The organism is Streptomyces sp. NPDC003943 (assembly GCF_053605265.1).
This window is the reverse complement of the sequence record NZ_JBSGIW010000036.1, coordinates 49,630-66,104: the sequence shown is the minus strand read 5'-3', so window position 1 is coordinate 66,104 and position 16,475 is coordinate 49,630. Positions and strand designations below refer to the sequence as shown.

The 16,475-nt window shown below is 72.8% G+C and carries 18 protein-coding genes; 6 read left to right on the top strand and 12 right to left on the bottom strand.

Annotation, left to right across the window (positions count from 1 at the left end; all coding sequences use genetic code 11):
- Positions 1-105 precede the first annotated feature (105 nt).
- Positions 106-594: a F0F1 ATP synthase subunit B family protein gene (locus ACWEV0_RS17325; RefSeq protein ID WP_453150136.1), complete on the bottom strand. Its 489-nt coding sequence runs from the start codon at positions 592-594 to the stop codon at positions 106-108.
- 171 nt (positions 595-765) lie between these two features.
- Here ACWEV0_RS17325 and sph point away from each other — a divergent pair, with 171 nt between their 5' ends.
- A complete protein-coding gene (gene sph / locus ACWEV0_RS17320) occupies positions 766-1,773 on the top strand; it encodes a sphingomyelin phosphodiesterase (protein ID WP_453150135.1) in 1,008 nt (335 codons plus the stop codon).
- 73 nt (positions 1,774-1,846) lie between these two features.
- Here the strand turns inward: sph and ACWEV0_RS17315 are convergent, their stop codons facing one another.
- From ACWEV0_RS17315 to ACWEV0_RS17300, 4 genes are all read right to left on the bottom strand, one after another.
- Entirely contained in the window at positions 1,847-2,299 is a 453-nt protein-coding gene (locus tag ACWEV0_RS17315; RefSeq protein ID WP_453150134.1) for a hypothetical protein, read from the bottom strand.
- 43 nt (positions 2,300-2,342) lie between these two features.
- Positions 2,343-2,846, bottom strand: coding sequence for a macro domain-containing protein (locus ACWEV0_RS17310; protein ID WP_453150133.1), 504 nt, complete (start codon positions 2,844-2,846; stop codon positions 2,343-2,345).
- Positions 2,843-3,520 carry a class I SAM-dependent methyltransferase gene (locus ACWEV0_RS17305; protein ID WP_453150132.1) on the bottom strand — a complete coding sequence of 226 codons (678 nt, stop codon included), beginning with the start codon at positions 3,518-3,520 and terminating at the stop codon, positions 2,843-2,845. Before ACWEV0_RS17305 ends, ACWEV0_RS17310 begins: the two co-directional genes overlap by 4 nt.
- Before the next feature lie 210 nt (positions 3,521-3,730).
- Positions 3,731-4,249 (bottom strand): hypothetical protein, encoded by a 519-nt coding sequence (locus tag ACWEV0_RS17300; RefSeq protein WP_453150131.1) that lies wholly within the window; start codon positions 4,247-4,249, stop codon positions 3,731-3,733.
- A gap of 149 nt (positions 4,250-4,398) precedes the next feature.
- Here ACWEV0_RS17300 and ACWEV0_RS17295 point away from each other — a divergent pair, with 149 nt between their 5' ends.
- Complete coding sequence (locus ACWEV0_RS17295) at positions 4,399-5,163, top strand: MerR family transcriptional regulator (RefSeq protein WP_453150130.1); 765 nt, start codon at positions 4,399-4,401, stop codon at positions 5,161-5,163.
- On the opposite strand, the gene ACWEV0_RS17290 is transcribed toward ACWEV0_RS17295, so the two are convergent.
- Genes ACWEV0_RS17290 through ACWEV0_RS17275 form a run of 4 tightly spaced genes read right to left on the bottom strand, consistent with a single transcriptional unit; the run spans position 5,147 to position 10,953 of the window.
- A complete protein-coding gene (locus tag ACWEV0_RS17290) occupies positions 5,147-7,324 on the bottom strand; it encodes a 3-hydroxyacyl-CoA dehydrogenase NAD-binding domain-containing protein (protein ID WP_453150129.1) in 2,178 nt (725 codons plus the stop codon). The two genes, ACWEV0_RS17295 and ACWEV0_RS17290, sit on opposite strands and share 17 nt — an antisense overlap.
- Positions 7,325-7,374: 50 nt before the next feature.
- Entirely contained in the window at positions 7,375-8,589 is a 1,215-nt protein-coding gene (locus ACWEV0_RS17285; protein WP_453150128.1) for an acetyl-CoA C-acetyltransferase, read from the bottom strand.
- 49 nt (positions 8,590-8,638) lie between these two features.
- Positions 8,639-9,790, bottom strand: coding sequence for an acyl-CoA dehydrogenase family protein (locus ACWEV0_RS17280; protein ID WP_453150127.1), 1,152 nt, complete (start codon positions 9,788-9,790; stop codon positions 8,639-8,641).
- A complete protein-coding gene (locus ACWEV0_RS17275) occupies positions 9,787-10,953 on the bottom strand; it encodes a CaiB/BaiF CoA transferase family protein (RefSeq protein WP_453150126.1) in 1,167 nt (388 codons plus the stop codon). The genes ACWEV0_RS17280 and ACWEV0_RS17275 overlap by 4 nt, the downstream gene beginning before the upstream one ends.
- A 240-nt stretch (positions 10,954-11,193) precedes the next feature.
- Between ACWEV0_RS17275 and ACWEV0_RS17270 the strand changes: the two genes are divergently transcribed.
- The gene (locus tag ACWEV0_RS17270) at positions 11,194-12,381 is read left to right on the top strand and encodes a saccharopine dehydrogenase family protein (RefSeq protein ID WP_453150125.1); all 1,188 of its coding nucleotides are present in this window, start codon (positions 11,194-11,196) and stop codon (positions 12,379-12,381) included.
- Positions 12,382-12,526: 145 nt separating this feature from the next.
- On the opposite strand, the gene ACWEV0_RS17265 is transcribed toward ACWEV0_RS17270, so the two are convergent.
- Together ACWEV0_RS17265 and ACWEV0_RS17260 are read right to left on the bottom strand one after the other, a co-directional pair.
- Positions 12,527-12,937, bottom strand: coding sequence for a VOC family protein (locus ACWEV0_RS17265; RefSeq protein WP_453150124.1), 411 nt, complete (start codon positions 12,935-12,937; stop codon positions 12,527-12,529).
- A 118-nt stretch (positions 12,938-13,055) separates the two neighbouring features.
- Positions 13,056-13,751: an endonuclease V gene (locus tag ACWEV0_RS17260; protein WP_453150123.1), complete on the bottom strand. Its 696-nt coding sequence runs from the start codon at positions 13,749-13,751 to the stop codon at positions 13,056-13,058.
- A gap of 52 nt (positions 13,752-13,803) precedes the next feature.
- Between ACWEV0_RS17260 and ACWEV0_RS17255 the strand changes: the two genes are divergently transcribed.
- The gene (locus tag ACWEV0_RS17255; protein ID WP_453150122.1) at positions 13,804-14,103 is read left to right on the top strand and encodes a YciI family protein; all 300 of its coding nucleotides are present in this window, start codon (positions 13,804-13,806) and stop codon (positions 14,101-14,103) included.
- 4 nt (positions 14,104-14,107) lie between these two features.
- Here ACWEV0_RS17255 and ACWEV0_RS17250 read toward each other — a convergent pair whose 3' ends face one another.
- A complete protein-coding gene (locus ACWEV0_RS17250) occupies positions 14,108-15,226 on the bottom strand; it encodes a WD40/YVTN/BNR-like repeat-containing protein (protein ID WP_453150121.1) in 1,119 nt (372 codons plus the stop codon).
- A gap of 74 nt (positions 15,227-15,300) precedes the next feature.
- On the opposite strand from ACWEV0_RS17250, the gene ACWEV0_RS17245 reads away from it, so the two are divergent.
- Positions 15,301-15,774 carry a (4Fe-4S)-binding protein gene (locus ACWEV0_RS17245; RefSeq protein WP_453150120.1) on the top strand — a complete coding sequence of 158 codons (474 nt, stop codon included), beginning with the start codon at positions 15,301-15,303 and terminating at the stop codon, positions 15,772-15,774.
- A gap of 202 nt (positions 15,775-15,976) precedes the next feature.
- The gene (locus ACWEV0_RS17240) at positions 15,977-16,393 is read left to right on the top strand and encodes an SsgA family sporulation/cell division regulator (RefSeq protein WP_453150119.1); all 417 of its coding nucleotides are present in this window, start codon (positions 15,977-15,979) and stop codon (positions 16,391-16,393) included.
- Positions 16,394-16,475 lie beyond the last annotated feature (82 nt).

The window sequence follows — 16,475 nt, the reverse complement described above, 5'->3', positions numbered from 1 at the left end:
GCGGGCGGGGGCGCCGGAACGGCGGGTGGCAACAGACGGGCGGCGGGCCCGGGGCCGGGGGGGGGGGCCCCCCCCCCGCGGCCCCGTACGGATGCGCGGGATGCGTCAGGCGCGCTCGGCGCCGACCGGCTCGCCGACGATGCGGCCGGCCAGGGAGCGGGCCCAGGCGTCGACGTCGGCGGAGAGCTCGCGCTCGGCGGCCTCGCGCTCGACGGCGATCTGCTCGTGGCCGGCGGCCAGGATGCGGTCGCGCTCGGCGACACCCTCGGCGCGGGCGGCGGCGATGGCCGCGGAGCCCTCCTCGGTGGCCTGCGAGCGGATGCGGGCGGCGTCGTGGCGCGCCTCGGCGAGCTCGGCCTCGTACTGCTCGCGGATGGCGACGGCCTCGGCGCGCAGGTCGTCGGCGCGCTCGGTGCCGCCGTCGATGGCGTCCTCACGCTGCTCGAGCGTGCGGCTGATCTTCGGGAGAACCCCCTTGGCCAGGATCAGGAAGGTCAGGCCGAAGAGGACGGCGCCGAGGATGAGCTCGGCCCAGACCGGGTTCAGGGGGCCCAGGTCCGTGGGGAAGATCTGCGAGTTCTGCGCGAGGGTCATGCGCGCATCTTACCTAATCGCAAACATCACAATTCAGACAGCGGCCAGAGAGTTGGCGCGTTTGTGCGAACGGCGCAAGATTCGCGGCATCCAACGGCTACCGGAAGGTAACCACGGCTGATTTGATGTGCGGCGCCGGTTCAACCCCCCACCATCCAACGGGAGTTATCAGTGCCGATCGCCGCGCTTCGCCGTACCTCCGGCGCAGCCCTCTCCGTCGCGCTCGCCGCCGTCACGCTGACCGCGACCGCGACCACCGCCTCGGCCGCCACCGCCGCCGACCCGGCCGCCGCCGCGACCCCGAGCCTGAAGGTGCTCACCTACAACACCTTCCTGATGTCGACGAACCTGTACCCGAACTGGGGACAGGGCTACCGGGCCGCGACGATCCCCACGACGTCCTTCTTCCACGGCAACGACGTGGTCGTGCTCCAGGAGGCGTTCGACAACACCGCGTCCGACGCCCTGAAGTCGAAGGCGGCCGCCGAGTACCCGTACCAGACCCCGGTCGTCGGCCGGTCCAAGTCGGGCTGGGACGCCACGGGCGGCTCGTACTCCTCGATGACGCCGGAGGACGGCGGCGTGACGCTGCTGAGCAAGTGGCCGGTGGTCCGCAAGGAGCAGTACATCTACAAGGACGCCTGCGGCGCCGACTGGTACTCGAACAAGGGCTTCGTCTACGCCGTCCTCGACGTCAACGGCACCAAGGTGCACGTCGTCGGCACGCACGCCCAGTCCACCGACCCGGGCTGCTCGGCGGGCGAGGCGGCGCAGATGCGCAGCCGGCAGTTCAAGACGATCGACGCCTTCCTCGACGCCAAGAACATCCCGGCGAACGAGGAGGTCATCGTCGCGGGTGACATGAACGTGGACTCGCGGTCCTCCGAGTACGGCACGATGCTCGCCGACGCGGACCTGGTCGGCGCGGACGCCCGCACCGGCCACCCGTACTCCTTCGACACGCAGACGAACTCGATCGCCAACTACCGCTACCCGACGGACCCGCGCGAGGACCTCGACTACGTCCTGTACCGGGCCGGCCACCCGCGCCCGGCGGGCTGGACGAACAACGTGGTGCCGGAGACGACCGCGCCCTGGACGGTCTCCAGCTGGGGCACGGACTACACGTACACCAACCTGTCCGACCACTACCCGGTGACGGCGTACGCGGCGGGCTGACCCCGCCGGCTGCCGGGCGGCGGCGCCGGGGCCCGAGGGGCTTCCGGCGCCGCCGCGCGCGTACGGCCGCGGGCTAGCGCGCGCCGCCGAAGGCGGTGTACGCCCAGAGGGCGACGACCCCCGCGACGCACACCAGCACCACCCACGAGCCGAAGCCGGTGTGCCTCCGCTTGCGCGGGCGCGCGGGCCGGGCGGTACGGCCGGTCCGGGTGGCGCCGGCGGCGGACGGCGCCGCGTCGGCGGCGACCTCGGCGAGCAGCCGGCGGCAGACCGCGGCCAGCTCGGCTGTCCCTGCCGTCAGGTCCACGACGACCTCCAGTCGGGCGGGCGCGGTCGTCCCGCCGTCGAGTATTCGCCCGGCCCGGACCAGCGCCTGGTCCTTCCCACCCGTCGGCGCCAGGCTGATCCAGCGCCGCACGTGCTCGCCCCGGATCACCACCCCGCCCCCGCGTTCGCGGTACACGGTGTGCTCCCGCCACAGCACGGCGGCCAACTCGGTGGCCGTCTCCCTGAGCTGCGTCTGCATAACCCTCCCCTGTCATGCCCCTGTTCCGAACAGGCGCAAGACTCTAGCGCCCGCCCGACCCGCCCTGGCCCCCGAGGTCGTACACGGTGACCGATATCCCCCGCGCCACCAGCCGCTCCGCTATCAACGGCTCGACCCGCTCCCACTTCCCACCCGCGAGCCCGCACCCGATCCGCGGCATGTGCACGGACGCCCCGAGCTCCACCGCCTTCTCGGCCAGCCGGCCGAGCGCCGCGTCGATCGCCTCGTACCGCACCGGGACCCCGCTGCTGCGCCCCGTCCGTATCCCCCGCTGGCCCACCAGGTTCGCCACCCACACATATCGCTCCACCTGGACGAACTGCGCCGCCCCGAGCCCGAAGTCGTTCCGGGCCCGCTCCCGGTGCCACCGCCGGTACGCCGCCTCGGGCTCCGCCCACCGCCGCGACACGGCGACGACGAAGCCCTTCCCCCAGCCCCCGAGGTCGTTGCACACATGCGCCACGATCTTGACGCCCTTCCCCCGCGGCGCGGTGGCGTCCCCCTGTACGTACTCGATCACGCTCATGGGTCCACCGTAGAAGCCCCCTCTGACAATGCCCCTCCGCCGCCGCGCACGGCCGTGCCGAGGATGTGCGGGGCGGCCGGCAGCGGGAGGCGGCTCGGCGGGAAGTCGAAGCGGTCGATGGCGGTCACGGTGAAGCCCGCCCCGATGAGGGCGGACTCGGTGTCGCGGGCGGTGTGGCAGCCACCGGCCAGGCGGGGCCAGACCGTGGCGTCGAGGGCGCGTTGCACGCGGCGCAGCGCGGGCGACGAGGAACGGACGTGTTCGAGGAAGCGGAGCCGGCCGCCGGGGCGGAGGACTCGGTGGAGTTCGGCGAGGGCCGCGCGGGGGTCGGCCACCGAGCAGAGGACGAGGCAGACGACGGCCGCGTCGAAGGAGCCGTCGGAGAAGGGCAGCTGTTCGGCGCGGGCGGCCACTGTCGTGATGGGGACGGGGGCGCGGGCGGCGGCCTGCTCGGCCAGCGCGCGCAGGGTCGGTTCGGGCTCGACGGCGACGAGGCGGGTGACCTCGCGCGGGTAGTGGGGGAAGTTCAGGCCGTTGCCCGCGCCCACCTCCACGACCTCGCCGGTCAGGCCCGCCAGGAGCCGGCCGCGGTGCTCGTCCATGCCCGCCTTCGCCAGGGCCGGTCCGGCATACCGCGCGTAGCAGCGGGCGAAGAGCGGATGCTTGATCGTCATGGCAGCGCTCCCGAGACCAGGGACGTACGGGCGGCTCGACGTCCTCACCGCCACCCTGGCACAGCTCGTCGAGCAGCCCGGGGCAGCCCCGCCGGGGCGTCCCGCGAAGCCGCCAGTCGCGCAGAACCCCCGCAGGGCCGCTGTGACGGAGTGCCCTGGTTGGCCCGCCCGGCCGAACACGGCCCGACCGGAGGGGCGCGGCGCCGCCTGCTAGCGGCCGACCGTGCTCCAGTCGGCGGGGGCGGGCGGAACGGAGCGGCCGGCGATGTGGTCGTGGAGGCGCTGGGTCAGTTCCGGCAGGTCGGAGGCCGGGAAGCTGACCTGGAGCAGTCGGAGCTCGAACCGGGACGGGAGTTCGTCTTTGAATATCGCCGCGTCCATCGGCTTGATCTTCACGTCCCACGCGCCGGGCGCTGCCCAATGCGTCATCCGCACGTAGAACGCGTTCCGCTGGCCGGCGTTCGCTACGGCCGAGAGGAAGGCGAGTCCGCTGTCGACCGGGAAGTCGATGAGCATCCAGCCACGTCGGGACTCGACCCACTCGGCCATGTGCGGCAGCTTCTCCGGCCAGGTGGCGTTGCTCTCCGCGAGGTCCTGGCAGCAGGTGAAGGTGTCGAAGCCGCACTCCCAGATCGCCTGGATCGTGGGTGCGAGCTGTTCATCGATGTGAGCGTGGCGGTTGCCCACCCGGACGAGGACGGTGGGGTGCGTACCTTCGTATGACGTCATCGCAGGAGCATAGAAAGCGAGTTCGCGCTGGTCGATCGCCCTCAGCAGGGCGTAGGCGGGGTGGACGACGTCTCCCAGGCCGCCCGTGAGGCCGCTCCTCCGCCCCAGGGTCTTTTACACCATCAGTGAGACAGCAATACTGTTGCACCATGGAGCAGACCCCCACCGCGCCCGTGCACACCGCCCCCGTGTACACCGTGGACGAGCTGGCCGCGCGGGCCGGCGTCACCGTGCGGACCGTGCGGTTCTACGGGACGCGGGGGTTGCTGCCGCCGCCCGTGATCGGGCCGCGGCGGGTCGGGCGGTACGGGCCCGAGCACCTGTCGCGGCTCGCGTTGATCGAGGAGCTGCAGCGGCAGGGGATGACGCTCGCGGCGATCGAGCGGTACCTGGAGCAGCTGCCGCCGGACCTGAGTGCGCAGGACCTGGCGATCCACCGGGCGCTCGTGGCGTCCTGGGCGCCCGAGTCCGCCGAGGAGATCACGCGGCAGGAGCTGGAGCGCCGGGCCGGGCGCCCGCTCGCGGACCGGGACGTGGACCGGCTGGCGGCGATGGGCGTGCTCGACCGCACCGCCGACCCCGACGCCTTCCGGCTCGACGGGGCGCTGCTCCGGCTCGGCGTCGAGCTGCTCGACGTACCGATCGAGCACGAGACGATCCTCGCCTCCCGCACCGTGCTCCTGGAGCACGCGCGGGCCGCCGCGCAGGAGCTGGCCCGGCTGTTCCGCGAGCAGGTGTGGAGCCCGTACCGGGAGAGCGGCGCGGACCCGGACCACCTGACCGCGATGAAGTCGCTCTCGGCGCACATGCAGCCGATGGTGATCCAGGCCCTCGTGACGGCCTTCCAGCGGTCCCTCAGCGAGGAGCTCCGCACCGCCTTCCGGACGAGTCCGTCCCCTACCGCGCGTCCGTGAAGACCTCGCCGCGCTCGGCCTTCTCCACGAGCAGCGCCGGCGGCGTGAAGCGCTCGCCGTACGTCGCCGCCAGCTCGCGCGCCCGCTCGACGAAGCCGGCGACGCCGCCCTCGTAACCGTTGACGTACTGGAGCACGCCACCGGTCCAGGCCGGGAAGCCGATGCCCAGGATGGAGCCGATGTTGGCGTCGGCGACCGAGGTGAGGACGCCCTCCTCGATCAGCCGGACGGTGTCGAGGGCCTCGGCGAAGAGCATCCGCTCCTGCATGTCGCGGAAGGGGATGTCCACCTCGGGCTTGGTGAAGTGCTCGCGCAGGCCCGGCCACAGCCTGCCGCGCCTGCCGTCCTCGCCGTACTCGTAGAAGCCCGCGCCACCGCTGCGTCCCGGGCGGCCGAACTCGTCGACCATGCGGTCGATGACGAGCTCGCCCGGGTGGCTGACCCAGGTGCCGCCGGCCTCCTCAACCGCCTTCCGCGTCTCGTTGCGGATCTTGCGCGGCAGGGTGAGGGTGAGCTCGTCCATCAGGGAGAGCACCTTCGCCGGGTAGCCGGCCTGGGCGGCGGCCTGCTCGACGGAGGCGGGCTCGGCGCCCTCGCCGACCATGGCGACGCCCTCGTTGATGAAGTGGCCGATCACCCGGGAGGTGAAGAAGCCGCGCGAGTCGTTGACGACGATCGGCGTCTTGTTGATCTGGCGCACCAGGTCGAAGGCGCGGGCCAGCGCCTCGTCGCCGGTCCGCTCGCCCTTGATGATCTCGACGAGCGGCATCTTGTCGACGGGCGAGAAGAAGTGCAGGCCGATGAAGTCGGCCTGGCGCTCGACGCCCTCGGCGAGGACGGTGATGGGGAGGGTGGAGGTGTTGGAGCAGAGCAGCGCGTCGGGCGCGACGACGTGCTGGATCTCCTGGAACACCTTGTGCTTGAGCGTGGTGTCCTCGAAGACCGCCTCGATGACGGCGTCGCAGCCGGCCAGGTCGGCGACGTCACCGGTCGGGGTGATGAGGGCGAGCAGCGCGTCGGCCTTCTCCTGGGTGGTGCGGCCCTTGGCGACGGCCTTGGCGCACAGCTTCTCGGAGTACGCCTTGCCCTTGGCGGCGGCCTCGGTGGAGACGTCCTTGAGGACGACCTCGATGCCGGCGCGGGCGCAGGAGTACGCGATGCCGGCGCCCATCATGCCGGCGCCGAGCACGGCGACCTTGGTGACCTTGCGGGGCTCGACGCCCTTGGGGCGGCTGGCACCGGAGTTGACGGCCTGGAGGTCGAAGAAGAACGCCTGGATCATGTTCTTCGCGGTCTGGCCGATGACCAGCTCGGTGAAGTACCGGCTCTCGATGGTGAGGGCGGTCTCGAAGTCGACCTGGGAGCCCTCGACGGCCGCGGCCATGATGTTGCGGGGGGCCGGGTAGGGGGCGCCGTTCAGCTGCTTGCGCAGGTTGGCGGGGAAGGCCGGCAGGTTGGCGGCGAACTTCGGGTTGGCCGGCGTGCCGCCGGGGATGCGGTAGCCGGGCACGTCCCAGGGCTGCGCCGACTCGGGGTGGGCGTCGATGAAGGCGCGGGCCTTCGCGAGCATCTCCCCCGGGGTGGCGGCCAGCTCGTGCACGAGGCCGTTGTCGAGGGCGCGCTTCGGGTTGTACTGGGTGCCCTGGAGCAGCACCTTGAGGAGCGCGTCGGTGATGCCCATGAGGCGTACGGTGCGGGCGACGCCGCCACCGCCCGGGAGCAGGCCCAGGGTGACCTCGGGCAGGCCGATCTTGGAGCCGGGGGCGTCGAGGGCGACGCGGTGATGGGAGGCGAGCGCGATCTCGTAGCCGCCGCCGAGGGCGGCGCCGTTGATGGCGGCGACGACGGGCTTGCCGAGGGTCTCGATGCGGCGCAGCGCGTCCTTGATCTCGATGGCGGTGTCGAAGATCGCCTGGGCGTCCTCGGGGCCGGCCTTGATCATGTCCTTGAGGTCGCCGCCGGCGAAGAAGGTCTTCTTCGCGGAGGTGTAGATGATGCCGCGGATGGAGTCCTTCTCGGCCGCGGCGCGGTCGGCGATCGCCTTGATGGAGGCCCGGAAGGCCTGGTTCATGGTGTTCGCGGACTGGTTGGGGTCGTCGAGGACGAGGGTGACGACGCCGGTCTCGTCCTGCTCCCAGCGGATGGTGGTGCTCTCGCTCATGGCTGCTGCTTCTCCGTAAGAAGTCCGTTAGAAGGGGTTCGGACCGGCGCTCAGACGCGCTCGACGATGGTGGCGATGCCCATGCCGCCGCCGACGCAGAGGGTGGCGAGGCCGTAGCGCTTGTCCTGGCGCTCCAGCTCGTCGACGAGGGTGCCGAGGATCATCGCGCCGGTGGCGCCGAGCGGGTGACCGAGCGCGATGGCGCCGCCGTTGACGTTGACCTTGTCCAGGGAGATGCCCATGTCCTTGACGAAGCGCAGGACGACGGCGGCGAACGCCTCGTTGATCTCGATGAGGTCGATGTCGTCGATGGTGAGGCCGGCCTTGGCGAGCGCCTTGCGGGTGGCCGGGGCGGGGCCGGTGAGCATGATGGTGGGCTCGGAGCCGGAGACCGCGGCGGCGACGATACGGGCGCGGGGCGTGAGCCCGTACCGCTCGCCGACCTCCTTGGAGCCGATGGCGACGAGCGAGGCGCCGTCGACGATGCCGGAGGAGTTGCCGGCGTGGTGGACGTGGTCGATCTCCTCGACCCAGTGGTACTTCTGCAGCGCCACGGCGTCGAAGCCGCCGAGCTCGCCGATGTCGGCGAAGGACGGCTTGAGGCGGGCGAGCGAGTCGGCGGTGGTGCCGGGGCGCAGGTGCTCGTCGTGGTCGAGGACGGTGAGGCCGGCCCGGTCCTTGACGGGGACGAGGGAGCGGTCGAAGCGCCCGTCCTTGACGGCCGCGGCGGCGCGCTCCTGGGAGAGGGCGGCGTACTCGTCGACGTCGCGGCGGCTGAAGCCCTCGATGGTGGCGATGAGGTCGGCGCCGATGCCCTGGGGGACGAAGTTGGTGGCGATGTTGGTCATCGGGTCGGCGAACCAGGCGCCGCCGTCGGAGGCCATCGGCACCCGGGACATGGACTCGACGCCGCCGGCGAGGACGAGGTCCTCCCAGCCGGAGCGGACCTTCATGGCGGCGAGGTTGACGGCTTCGAGGCCGGAGGCGCAGAAGCGGTTCTCCTGGACGCCGGCGACGGTGTCGGGCAGGCCCGCGGCGATGGCGGCGATCCGGGCGATGTCGGAGCCCTGGTCGCCGACGGGGCCGACGACGCCGAGGACGATGTCGTCGATGGCGGCCGGGTCGAGTCCGGGGAACCGGGCGCGGATCTCGTGGATGAGGCCGACGACCAGGTCGATGGGCTTGGTGCCGTGCAGGGCCCCGTTGGCCTTGCCGCGGCCGCGCGGGGTGCGGATCGCGTCGTAGACGTACGCTTCGGTGGTCACGGTGTTGCCTTTCGGGCGAGTCTGTCGGGGTGCGGGTCTGGGTGCCGGGTCAGCCGAGCAGGGAGCGGCCGATGATCTCCTTCATGATCTCGGTCGTCCCGCCGTAGATGGTCTGGATCCGGCCGTCGGTGAAGGCCCTGGCGACCGGGAATTCGCTCATGTAGCCGTATCCTCCGTGCAGTTGCAGGCAGCGGTCGGCGACCCGCTTCTGCAGCTCGGTGGACCACCACTTGGCCATGGAGGCGTGCACGGCGTCGAGCCCCGGCCCGTCCGGGTCGGCGTGCTCCTCGATGCAGCGGTCGAGGAAGCTGCGGGTGACGGCGCACTCGGTGGCCATCTCGGCGATCTCGAAGCGGACGTGCTGGAGCCGGGCGAGCGGCCGGCCGAAGGCCTCGCGCTCCTTCACGTACGTCGTCGTCAGTTCGAGCAGGTGTTCGGCGCCCGCGATCGCGGCGACGGCGATGGCGAGCCGTTCCTGCGCCAGGTTGGTCATCAGGTGGACGAAGGCGCCGTCGAGCTCGCCGAGCAGGTTCTCCTTGGGGACGCGGACGTCGTTGAAGAACAGCTCGGCGGTGTCCTGGGACTTCTGGCCGATCTTGTCGAGGTTGCGGCCGCGCTCGAAGCCGTCCATGCCGCGCTCGACGACGAGGAGGGAGAGCCCGTGGGCGCCGCCCTCCGGGGTCGTCTTGGCGACGACGATGACGAGGTCGGCGAGGATGCCGTTGGAGATGAAGGTCTTGGAGCCGTTGAGGATCCAGTGGTCGCCGTGGTCCTCGGCGGTGGTGCGGATGCCCTGGAGGTCGGAGCCGGCGCCCGGCTCGGTCATGGCGATGGCCGTGACGATCTCGCCGCTGCAGAAGCCGGGCAGCCAGCGCCGCTTCTGCTCCTCGGTGGCGAGCGAGGTGAGGTAGGGGCCGATGATGTCGTTGTGCAGGCCGATGGCGAGGCCGGGCGTGCCGGCCCGGGTGAACTCCTCGGCGAGTACGGCGCTGTAACGGAAGTCGGGGTTCCCGCCGCCGCCGTACACCTCGTCGACGGCGAGGCCGAGCAGCCCCTGCCGGCCGGCGGCGCGCCAGACCTCGCGGGAGACGATGCCGTCCTTCTCCCACTGCTCGTAGTGGGGCAGCACCTCCTTGGCGAGGAAGGTGCGGACGGTCTCGCGGAAGGCCTCGTGGTCGGCGGTGTAGAGCCGGCGCTTCATGCCTGCTGCTCCTTGTCGGCGGGGTGCTGGGCGTCGGAACGGAGGGCGGGTACGGCCCAGTCGCGGGCGACCTCGTCGGTGTCGGCGCCCGGCAGGGCGGGGCCGGTGCGGACCGCGCCGGGGGTGGCGGAGAAGCGGGGCGCGGGCGCCGGCTGGACGAGTCCGGCGTGTTCGACGAAGGTGCCGCGGGCGGCCAGGTGCGGATGGGCGGGCGCCTCGCGCAGCGAGAGCACGGGGGCCACACAGGCGTCGGTGCCCTCGAAGACGGCCGTCCACTCGTCTCTCATACGGGTGCGGAAGCGGTCGGCGACGGCCGCGCGCAGCTCGCCCCAGCGGGCGGGGTCGCGGCGCGCCGGGGCGACGTCCTCGATGCCGAGGAGGCGAACGAACTCGTCGTAGAACTGCTGCTCCAGGGCGCCGACCGCCATGTACCCGCCGTCGGAGGTCTCGTACGTGCCGTAGAAGGGGCAGCCGCCGTCGAGCAGGTTGACCCCGCGCCGGTCCTGCCAGCCGCCGGCGGCGAGCATGCCGTGGATCATGCTGGTGAGGTGGGCGGTGCCGTCGACGATGGCGGCGTCGACGACCTGGCCCTCGCCGTGCGTACGGGCGTGCTGGAGGGCGGCGAGGACGCCGATGACGAGGTAGAGGGAGCCGCCCGCGTAGTCGCCGACCAGGTTGGCGGGGATGCTGGGCGGGCCGTCGGGGTCGGGGCCGATCATGCCGAGGGTGCCGGTGATCGCGATGTAGCCGATGTCGTGGCCGGCGGTGGGGGCGAGCGGTCCGTCCTGGCCCCAGCCGGTCATCCGGCCGTAGACGAGCCTCGGGTTGCGGGCGAGGCAGGCGTCGGGGCCGACGCCGAGGCGCTCGGCGACGCCGGGGCGGTAGCCCTCGACGAGGATGTCGGCGCGGGCGACGAGGTCGAGCACGGTGTCCGGGCCGCCGTCGGCCTTGAGGTCGACGAGGACCGAGCGCTTGTTGCGGTTGGTGAGGTCGTACGCGGGGTCGATGCCGAGGCCCGGGCCGCCGGGGCGGTCGACGCGCACGACGTCGGCGCCGAGGTCGGCGAGCAGCATGGCGGCGAAGGGGCCGGGTCCGATGCCGGCGAGTTCGACCACGCGGACGCCGGAGAGCGGTCCGGTGCGGGACCGGCCAGGTGTCGTCATCGGGCCCCCAGGGGTGCGCGGCGGGTGTGGCAGCGAGCGTGAAGCGTGTGTGACAGTGATGATGTAACACCGAGGATGCTAGGAACGTGTTCCACTCGGCACAAGCCCCCGGGCCGAGCAAGCGCTTGGAAATTACCCGGGAGTACCGTCCGGTCCACCAGAAGGCGCCGTCCGCTAGAGTCCGCCGACGGCATCCGCGCCGGGGGACGGCGCGGACGAAGGCGGAGGGGCTGGGGCGCAATGGAGACAGGGGCGGCTGTACGGCCGTACGACGTGGTGCTCTTCGGGGCGACCGGATTCGTGGGCGAGCTCACCGCGGAGTATCTGGCCGAGCACGCCCCGGCGGACTGCCGCTGGGCCCTCGCGGGCCGCAGCCGCGACAAGCTGGCCGCGCTCCGCGACCGGCTCGCCAGGCGTTGGCCGCGCTGCGCGGAACTGCCGCTGCTCGTCGCGGACTCCACCGACCCGGCCTCGCTGCGCGGGCTCGCCGGGTCCGCGCGGGTGGTGGCCAGCACGGTCGGCCCCTATGTCTGGTACGGGGAGGAGTTGGTCGCCGCGTGCGCGGAGGCCGGCACCGACTACCTGGACCTGACCGGGGAAGCGGAGTTCGTCGACCGCATGTACGTACGGTACGACGCCCGCGCCCGCGAGACCGGCGCCCGGCTCGTGCACGCCTGCGGCTTCGACTCGGTCCCGCACGACCTGGGCGTGTACTTCACCGTGAAGCAGCTGCCGGAGGGGGTGCCGCTGCGCGTCGACGGCTTCGTCCGGGCCGGCGCGATCTTCTCGGGCGGCACCTTCGCCTCGGCGCTCACCGCCTTCGGGCGCGGCCGGGAGATCCTGCGCGCCGCACACGAACGACGCCTGCACGAACCGCGGTTGGTGACCCGGCGGGCCCGCTCACCGCTCGGCGGGCCGCGGTTCAGCCGCGAGACCGGCACCTGGGCGCTGCCGCTGCCGACGCTCGACCCGCAGGTGGTGGCGCGTTCGGCGCGGGCCCTGGAACGCTACGGCCCGGACTTCCGCTACCGCCACTACGCCTCCGTGAAGACCCTGCCGATGGCGATCGGCGGCTCGGCGACCGTCGGGACGGGCGTGCTCGCGGCCCAACTCCCCTTGGTGCGGCGCTGGCTGATGGAGCGTTACGAGCCGGGCCGCGGCCCGGACGCGGAGCGGCGGGCGCGCAGCTGGTTCTCCGTCCGGTTCGTGGGGGAGGGCGGCGGACGGCGGGTGTTCACGGAGGTGTCGGGCGGCGACCCGGGCTACGACGAGACGGCGAAGATGCTCGCCGAGTCGGCGCTGTGCCTCGCCTTCGACGCGCTGCCGCCGACCGCCGGACAGGTCACGACGGCGGTCGCGATGGGCGACGCGCTGCTCGACCGGCTGCGGGCGGCGGGGCTGCGGTTCCGGGTGGCGCACTCGGGCTGAGCGCCGCGTCGCGCCGTGCGGATCAGACCCTGATCGCACCCTTGATCAGGGTCTCGCTCAGGACTTGCTCAGTGCTTGCTCAGGGCTCGATCAGGACTTGCTCAGGGATCGATCAGGGCCTGCTCAAGGCTCGATCAGGGCCTGCTCAGGACCTCATCAGGCAGAAGGGGTGACCGGCCGGGTCGGCGTAGATCCGCCAGGGCCGGTCCTCCCCGGCCGCCTCGTCGAGCCGCCAGGCGCCGAGCGCGAGCACCGCCTCGTGCGCGGCGTCCAGGTCGTCGACGCGCACGTCGATGTGGAACTGCTGCTCGGGCGCACCCCACACCGCCGGCCGGTGGTCGGCCACGCCCTGGAAGGCGATCACCGGAGCGGCTCCGGACGCGTCGTGCAGAGTGGCCCAGGCGTCGCCGACGGCCCACCGGGGATCGGGGCGGTTGATCTCGCCGCCCAGCAACCGCTGGTAGAAGCTGGCCAGTTCCCAGACGTCGGGGCAGTCCAGGACGACACACTGCAGGGTGCCGATCGGGGTGGGACTAGTGGTGCCGGGGGATGTCATGCCCCCACTTTGCCGCTCCTTGGTAACGGCTCGGTATCCGTACGGGTACTCAGCCGTCCCAGCCGTCTCAGCTTTCCCGGCCTTCCCCGCCGTCCCGGACGTCACCCGGCCCGCGCGCTCATTCCGCCGCGAGTGCCTCGGCGAGCGCCCGGCGGCAGAGCGCGTCCGCGTGCCGGGTGGTCTCCGGCAGGCGGAAGCGGGGACTCAGGTGCAGGGTGTGCGCGCAGGCCCGGTCGAGGGACACCCGGTGCCCGACGGACACGAAGACCGGCTTGACGCCGGCCCGGGTGCGCAGGGCCCGCCCGACGGTCTCGCCCTCGGCGACGAGCTCGCTGAACTCGCCTCGCTCCGGCCCGGGTTGTCCGTACGTGAAGGTGAACGGGTTCTTGGCGACCCCGGTCGACGGCAGCCCGGTGAGCACCCCGAGGTGGCTCGCGAGCCCGAAGCGCCGCGGATGCGCGACCCCGTACCCGTCGCACACGAGCAGCCCCGGATCGGCGCCGAGCCGCCCGAGCGCGGCCAGCACCGTGGGAATCTCCCGGAACGCCAACAGCCCCGGCACATAAGGAAACGACACCCGACCCACGGCCGTCGCCTCCTCCACGACCTCCAGGGTCCGCCCGTCGAGCACGACGGCCGCGGCGGCGACGAGATCCCGCTCGTCGTCGTACGCGACGTCGACCCCGGTCACGTTCCCCTCACCGACCCGGGGCCCCTCCTCGTCCAGGACGAGCCGCTGCCGCAGCTCCTCCTGCACGGCAAGGGCCGTGTCCTCGTCGGTGGGCCACCCGTCGGGAATCTCGATGATCGTCATGGTGGGGACCCTATGCCGGACGCGGCGGACGCCCGCCGATAGCCTGGCACTCATGTTCGTACTGGAGTTGTCCTACACCGCGCCCCTCGACCGAGTCGACGCCCTGCTCCCGGCGCACGTCGAGTGGCTGAACGCGCAGTACGCCGCCGGGGTGTTCCTGGCGTCAGGCCGGAAGGAGCCCCGGGAGGGCGGCGTGATCCTGGCCGGCGGGGTCGGTCGCGCGGAGATCGAGGGGATCGTGGCGACCGACCCGTTCGTCGTGGCGGGGGTGTGCGCGTACCGGATCGTGGAGTTCTACGGGACGAAGACCGTGGACGGACTCGCGGCGTTCCGGGACGAGTTGCCCGCCTGACGCCTCAGCCCAGATCCATCCGGGCGACACGGCCCTTCTCGCCGGAGGCCCAGCAGGCGCCGTCGGCGGTGCAGGTGACCGTGTCGTACGAGCCGGGGTCCACCGTGCGCCAGGTGCGGCCGCCGTCCGTCGTGAGGTCGGTGCCGGTGGGGCCGACGGCCAGGGCGGCGGACCTGGTGTGCGGGAGCCAGGCGACGCCCGAGCGGTAGGCGGGCGGCGGGGTGGCGGACGCGGTCCAGGTGCGGCCGGCGTCGCCGGTGACGGCGGCGGCCCGGGGCGAGGGCTGGTCCTTGCGGTAGTCGCCGCCGACCGCGATGCCGTGCCGGCGGTCACGGAAGGCGAGGCCGAAGACGCCCTTGGCGCCCTCGCCCGCCGGGACCGTGGTCTCGGTCGCGGTCCAGGTCAGCCCCCGGTCCGCCGAGTGCAGCACCCTCCCGGTCGCCCCGCCGCCCGTCGCCAGCCACACGTCGCGCGGCCCGGCCGACACCAGGCACTGGCCGCTCGCCGCGAAGCCGGCCTCGCCGGGCTGCGCGGCCGGCATGCCGTCGCTCGGCAGGACCTGCCAGGAGCGGCCGCCGTCCCGCGTGGACAGGATGCGGTACCTGCCGTCCACCGGGTCGCTCATCGCGAGCCCGTGCCGCCGGTCGAAGAAGGTCATGCAGTCGTAGAAGGCCCGCGGGTCGGTGTTGCGGAAGGACTCCGTCCAGGTCTTCCCGCCGTCCTCCGTCCGGAAGACCCGCGACGCCTCGCCCTCTCCGATCGCGAGGACCACGGCCCGCCGGGCGTCGAACGCCTCCACGTCGCGGAACTCCAGCTCGCCGGCCCCGGCCGGAGAGACGTTTCGCCAGCTCTTCCCGCCGTCGGTGGTCCGCAGCACCGTCCCCTTGGACCCGGCGGCCCAGGCGACCGACCGGTTCACCGCGGCCAGGCCCCGGAAGCGCGCGTCCGTCCCGGTCTCGGTCAGCCGCCACTCCCCCGGCGTCCCCTTCGCCCGCGTCTGCTCCCCCGGCGTCCGCTCGTGCGCGGCGGCCGGGCCGGTCAGGGTCATGGCGAGCGCCGCCCCCACCAGTCCCGCGGCCACTCCCGCGGACATCACTCGTCTCGTCTTCCCCATGGACGTCATGGCGCCGGAAGCTAGCCCACGAGGGTGATCCCGTCCAGAGTGCGTACCGGCCCCGCCCTTCCTAGGCTGTTCCCATGACGGACCGCACGACCGAGCCCGTCCCGGGTGAGAAGCCGAAGCTCAAGGAGTACAACGGCGAGGGCATCACCGTCACCTTCGAGCCGCGCCGCTGTCTGCACGCCGCCGAATGCGTCCGTGGCCTGCCGGGCGTCTTCGACCTCGAGCAGCGCCCCTGGGTGCGGCCCGACCAGGCCGACCCCGCACTGGTCGCCGAGGTGATCCGGCGCTGCCCGTCCGGCGCGCTCCAGTACCGTCCGGCCGAGTCCTCCACCGAGCCGGACGAGACCGGGGACGTGCCCACCACCGTGCTCCGGATGCCCGACGGCCGGCTCGTGATGCGCGGCGACCTCCTCGTACGGAGGGAGGCGGGCGAGCGGCACGAGACGCGGGCGGTGCTGTGCGGCTGCGGGTCCTCCGGCAACCAGCCGTACTGCGACCACTCGGGGCCCTGCGCGGGCGGAGACTTCGACCGGGCCGAGACCCGCTGAACCGGGTTCGACCCGCGCCGACCGGGATTCGACCGCCGCTGCTCGGCGTTCGCGCCCCCGCTGACCAGCCTCGACGGGCTCCGGCGCCGCGCGGTGACACAGCTCACGTACCCCTCCGGTGCACGAACCGGCCCCGCGGTTCGTCTCTCCCTGTGTCAGGGAGACGCAGGAGAACGCAGCCGCGCGACAGGAGGACGCCCCCATGCCCACCGTGATCGAACAGGCCGTGCAGGCCCGTCTGGTGGCGTCCGCGCCCCGCATGGAGTCGGTCGCCGCCACCCTTCGGTACGACCGCGAGGACCCGTACGCCGTGAGCATGGCGTTCCCGCCCCCGGCCACCCTGGAGGGCGTCGAGGTGTCCTGGGCCTTCGCGCGCGAGCTGCTCGCGGAGGGCGTCGAGGGCCCGGCGGGCGTCGGGGACGTGCGGCTGCGGCCGTACGGGTACGACCGCACGGTGGTCGAGTTCCACGCGCCCGAGGGCGTGGCCATGGTGCACGTCCGGACCTCCGAGCTGCGCAGTTTCCTGGAGCGCTCGCAGCATCTGGTGCCGCGCGGCCGTGAGCACCAGTACCTGGACTGGGACGGGAACCTGGCGCAGCTGCTCGAAGAGCACCCGTAGTCCGCGTAGTCCCCGCGGCCCCTGGAGCCCCGGAGCCCCTGGAGCCCCCGAAGCCCCGCAGCCTCGAAACCCCAGAGCCCCC

Coding starts and splice junctions, on each gene's coding strand:
- ACWEV0_RS17325 (WP_453150136.1), bottom strand. CDS start 594: ATGACCCTCGCGCAGAACTCGCAGATCTTCCCCACGGACCTGGGCCCC.
- ACWEV0_RS17315 (WP_453150134.1), bottom strand. CDS start 2,299: ATGCAGACGCAGCTCAGGGAGACGGCCACCGAGTTGGCCGCCGTGCTG.
- ACWEV0_RS17310 (WP_453150133.1), bottom strand. CDS start 2,846: ATGAGCGTGATCGAGTACGTACAGGGGGACGCCACCGCGCCGCGGGGG.
- ACWEV0_RS17305 (WP_453150132.1), bottom strand. CDS start 3,520: ATGACGATCAAGCATCCGCTCTTCGCCCGCTGCTACGCGCGGTATGCC.
- ACWEV0_RS17300 (WP_453150131.1), bottom strand. CDS start 4,249: ATGACGTCATACGAAGGTACGCACCCCACCGTCCTCGTCCGGGTGGGC.
- ACWEV0_RS17295 (WP_453150130.1), top strand. CDS start 4,399: ATGGAGCAGACCCCCACCGCGCCCGTGCACACCGCCCCCGTGTACACC.
- ACWEV0_RS17290 (WP_453150129.1), bottom strand. CDS start 7,324: ATGAGCGAGAGCACCACCATCCGCTGGGAGCAGGACGAGACCGGCGTC.
- ACWEV0_RS17280 (WP_453150127.1), bottom strand. CDS start 9,790: ATGAAGCGCCGGCTCTACACCGCCGACCACGAGGCCTTCCGCGAGACC.
- ACWEV0_RS17275 (WP_453150126.1), bottom strand. CDS start 10,953: ATGACGACACCTGGCCGGTCCCGCACCGGACCGCTCTCCGGCGTCCGC.
- ACWEV0_RS17270 (WP_453150125.1), top strand. CDS start 11,194: ATGGAGACAGGGGCGGCTGTACGGCCGTACGACGTGGTGCTCTTCGGG.
- ACWEV0_RS17265 (WP_453150124.1), bottom strand. CDS start 12,937: ATGACATCCCCCGGCACCACTAGTCCCACCCCGATCGGCACCCTGCAG.
- ACWEV0_RS17260 (WP_453150123.1), bottom strand. CDS start 13,751: ATGACGATCATCGAGATTCCCGACGGGTGGCCCACCGACGAGGACACG.
- ACWEV0_RS17255 (WP_453150122.1), top strand. CDS start 13,804: ATGTTCGTACTGGAGTTGTCCTACACCGCGCCCCTCGACCGAGTCGAC.
- ACWEV0_RS17250 (WP_453150121.1), bottom strand. CDS start 15,226: ATGACGTCCATGGGGAAGACGAGACGAGTGATGTCCGCGGGAGTGGCC.
- ACWEV0_RS17245 (WP_453150120.1), top strand. CDS start 15,301: ATGACGGACCGCACGACCGAGCCCGTCCCGGGTGAGAAGCCGAAGCTC.
- ACWEV0_RS17240 (WP_453150119.1), top strand. CDS start 15,977: ATGCCCACCGTGATCGAACAGGCCGTGCAGGCCCGTCTGGTGGCGTCC.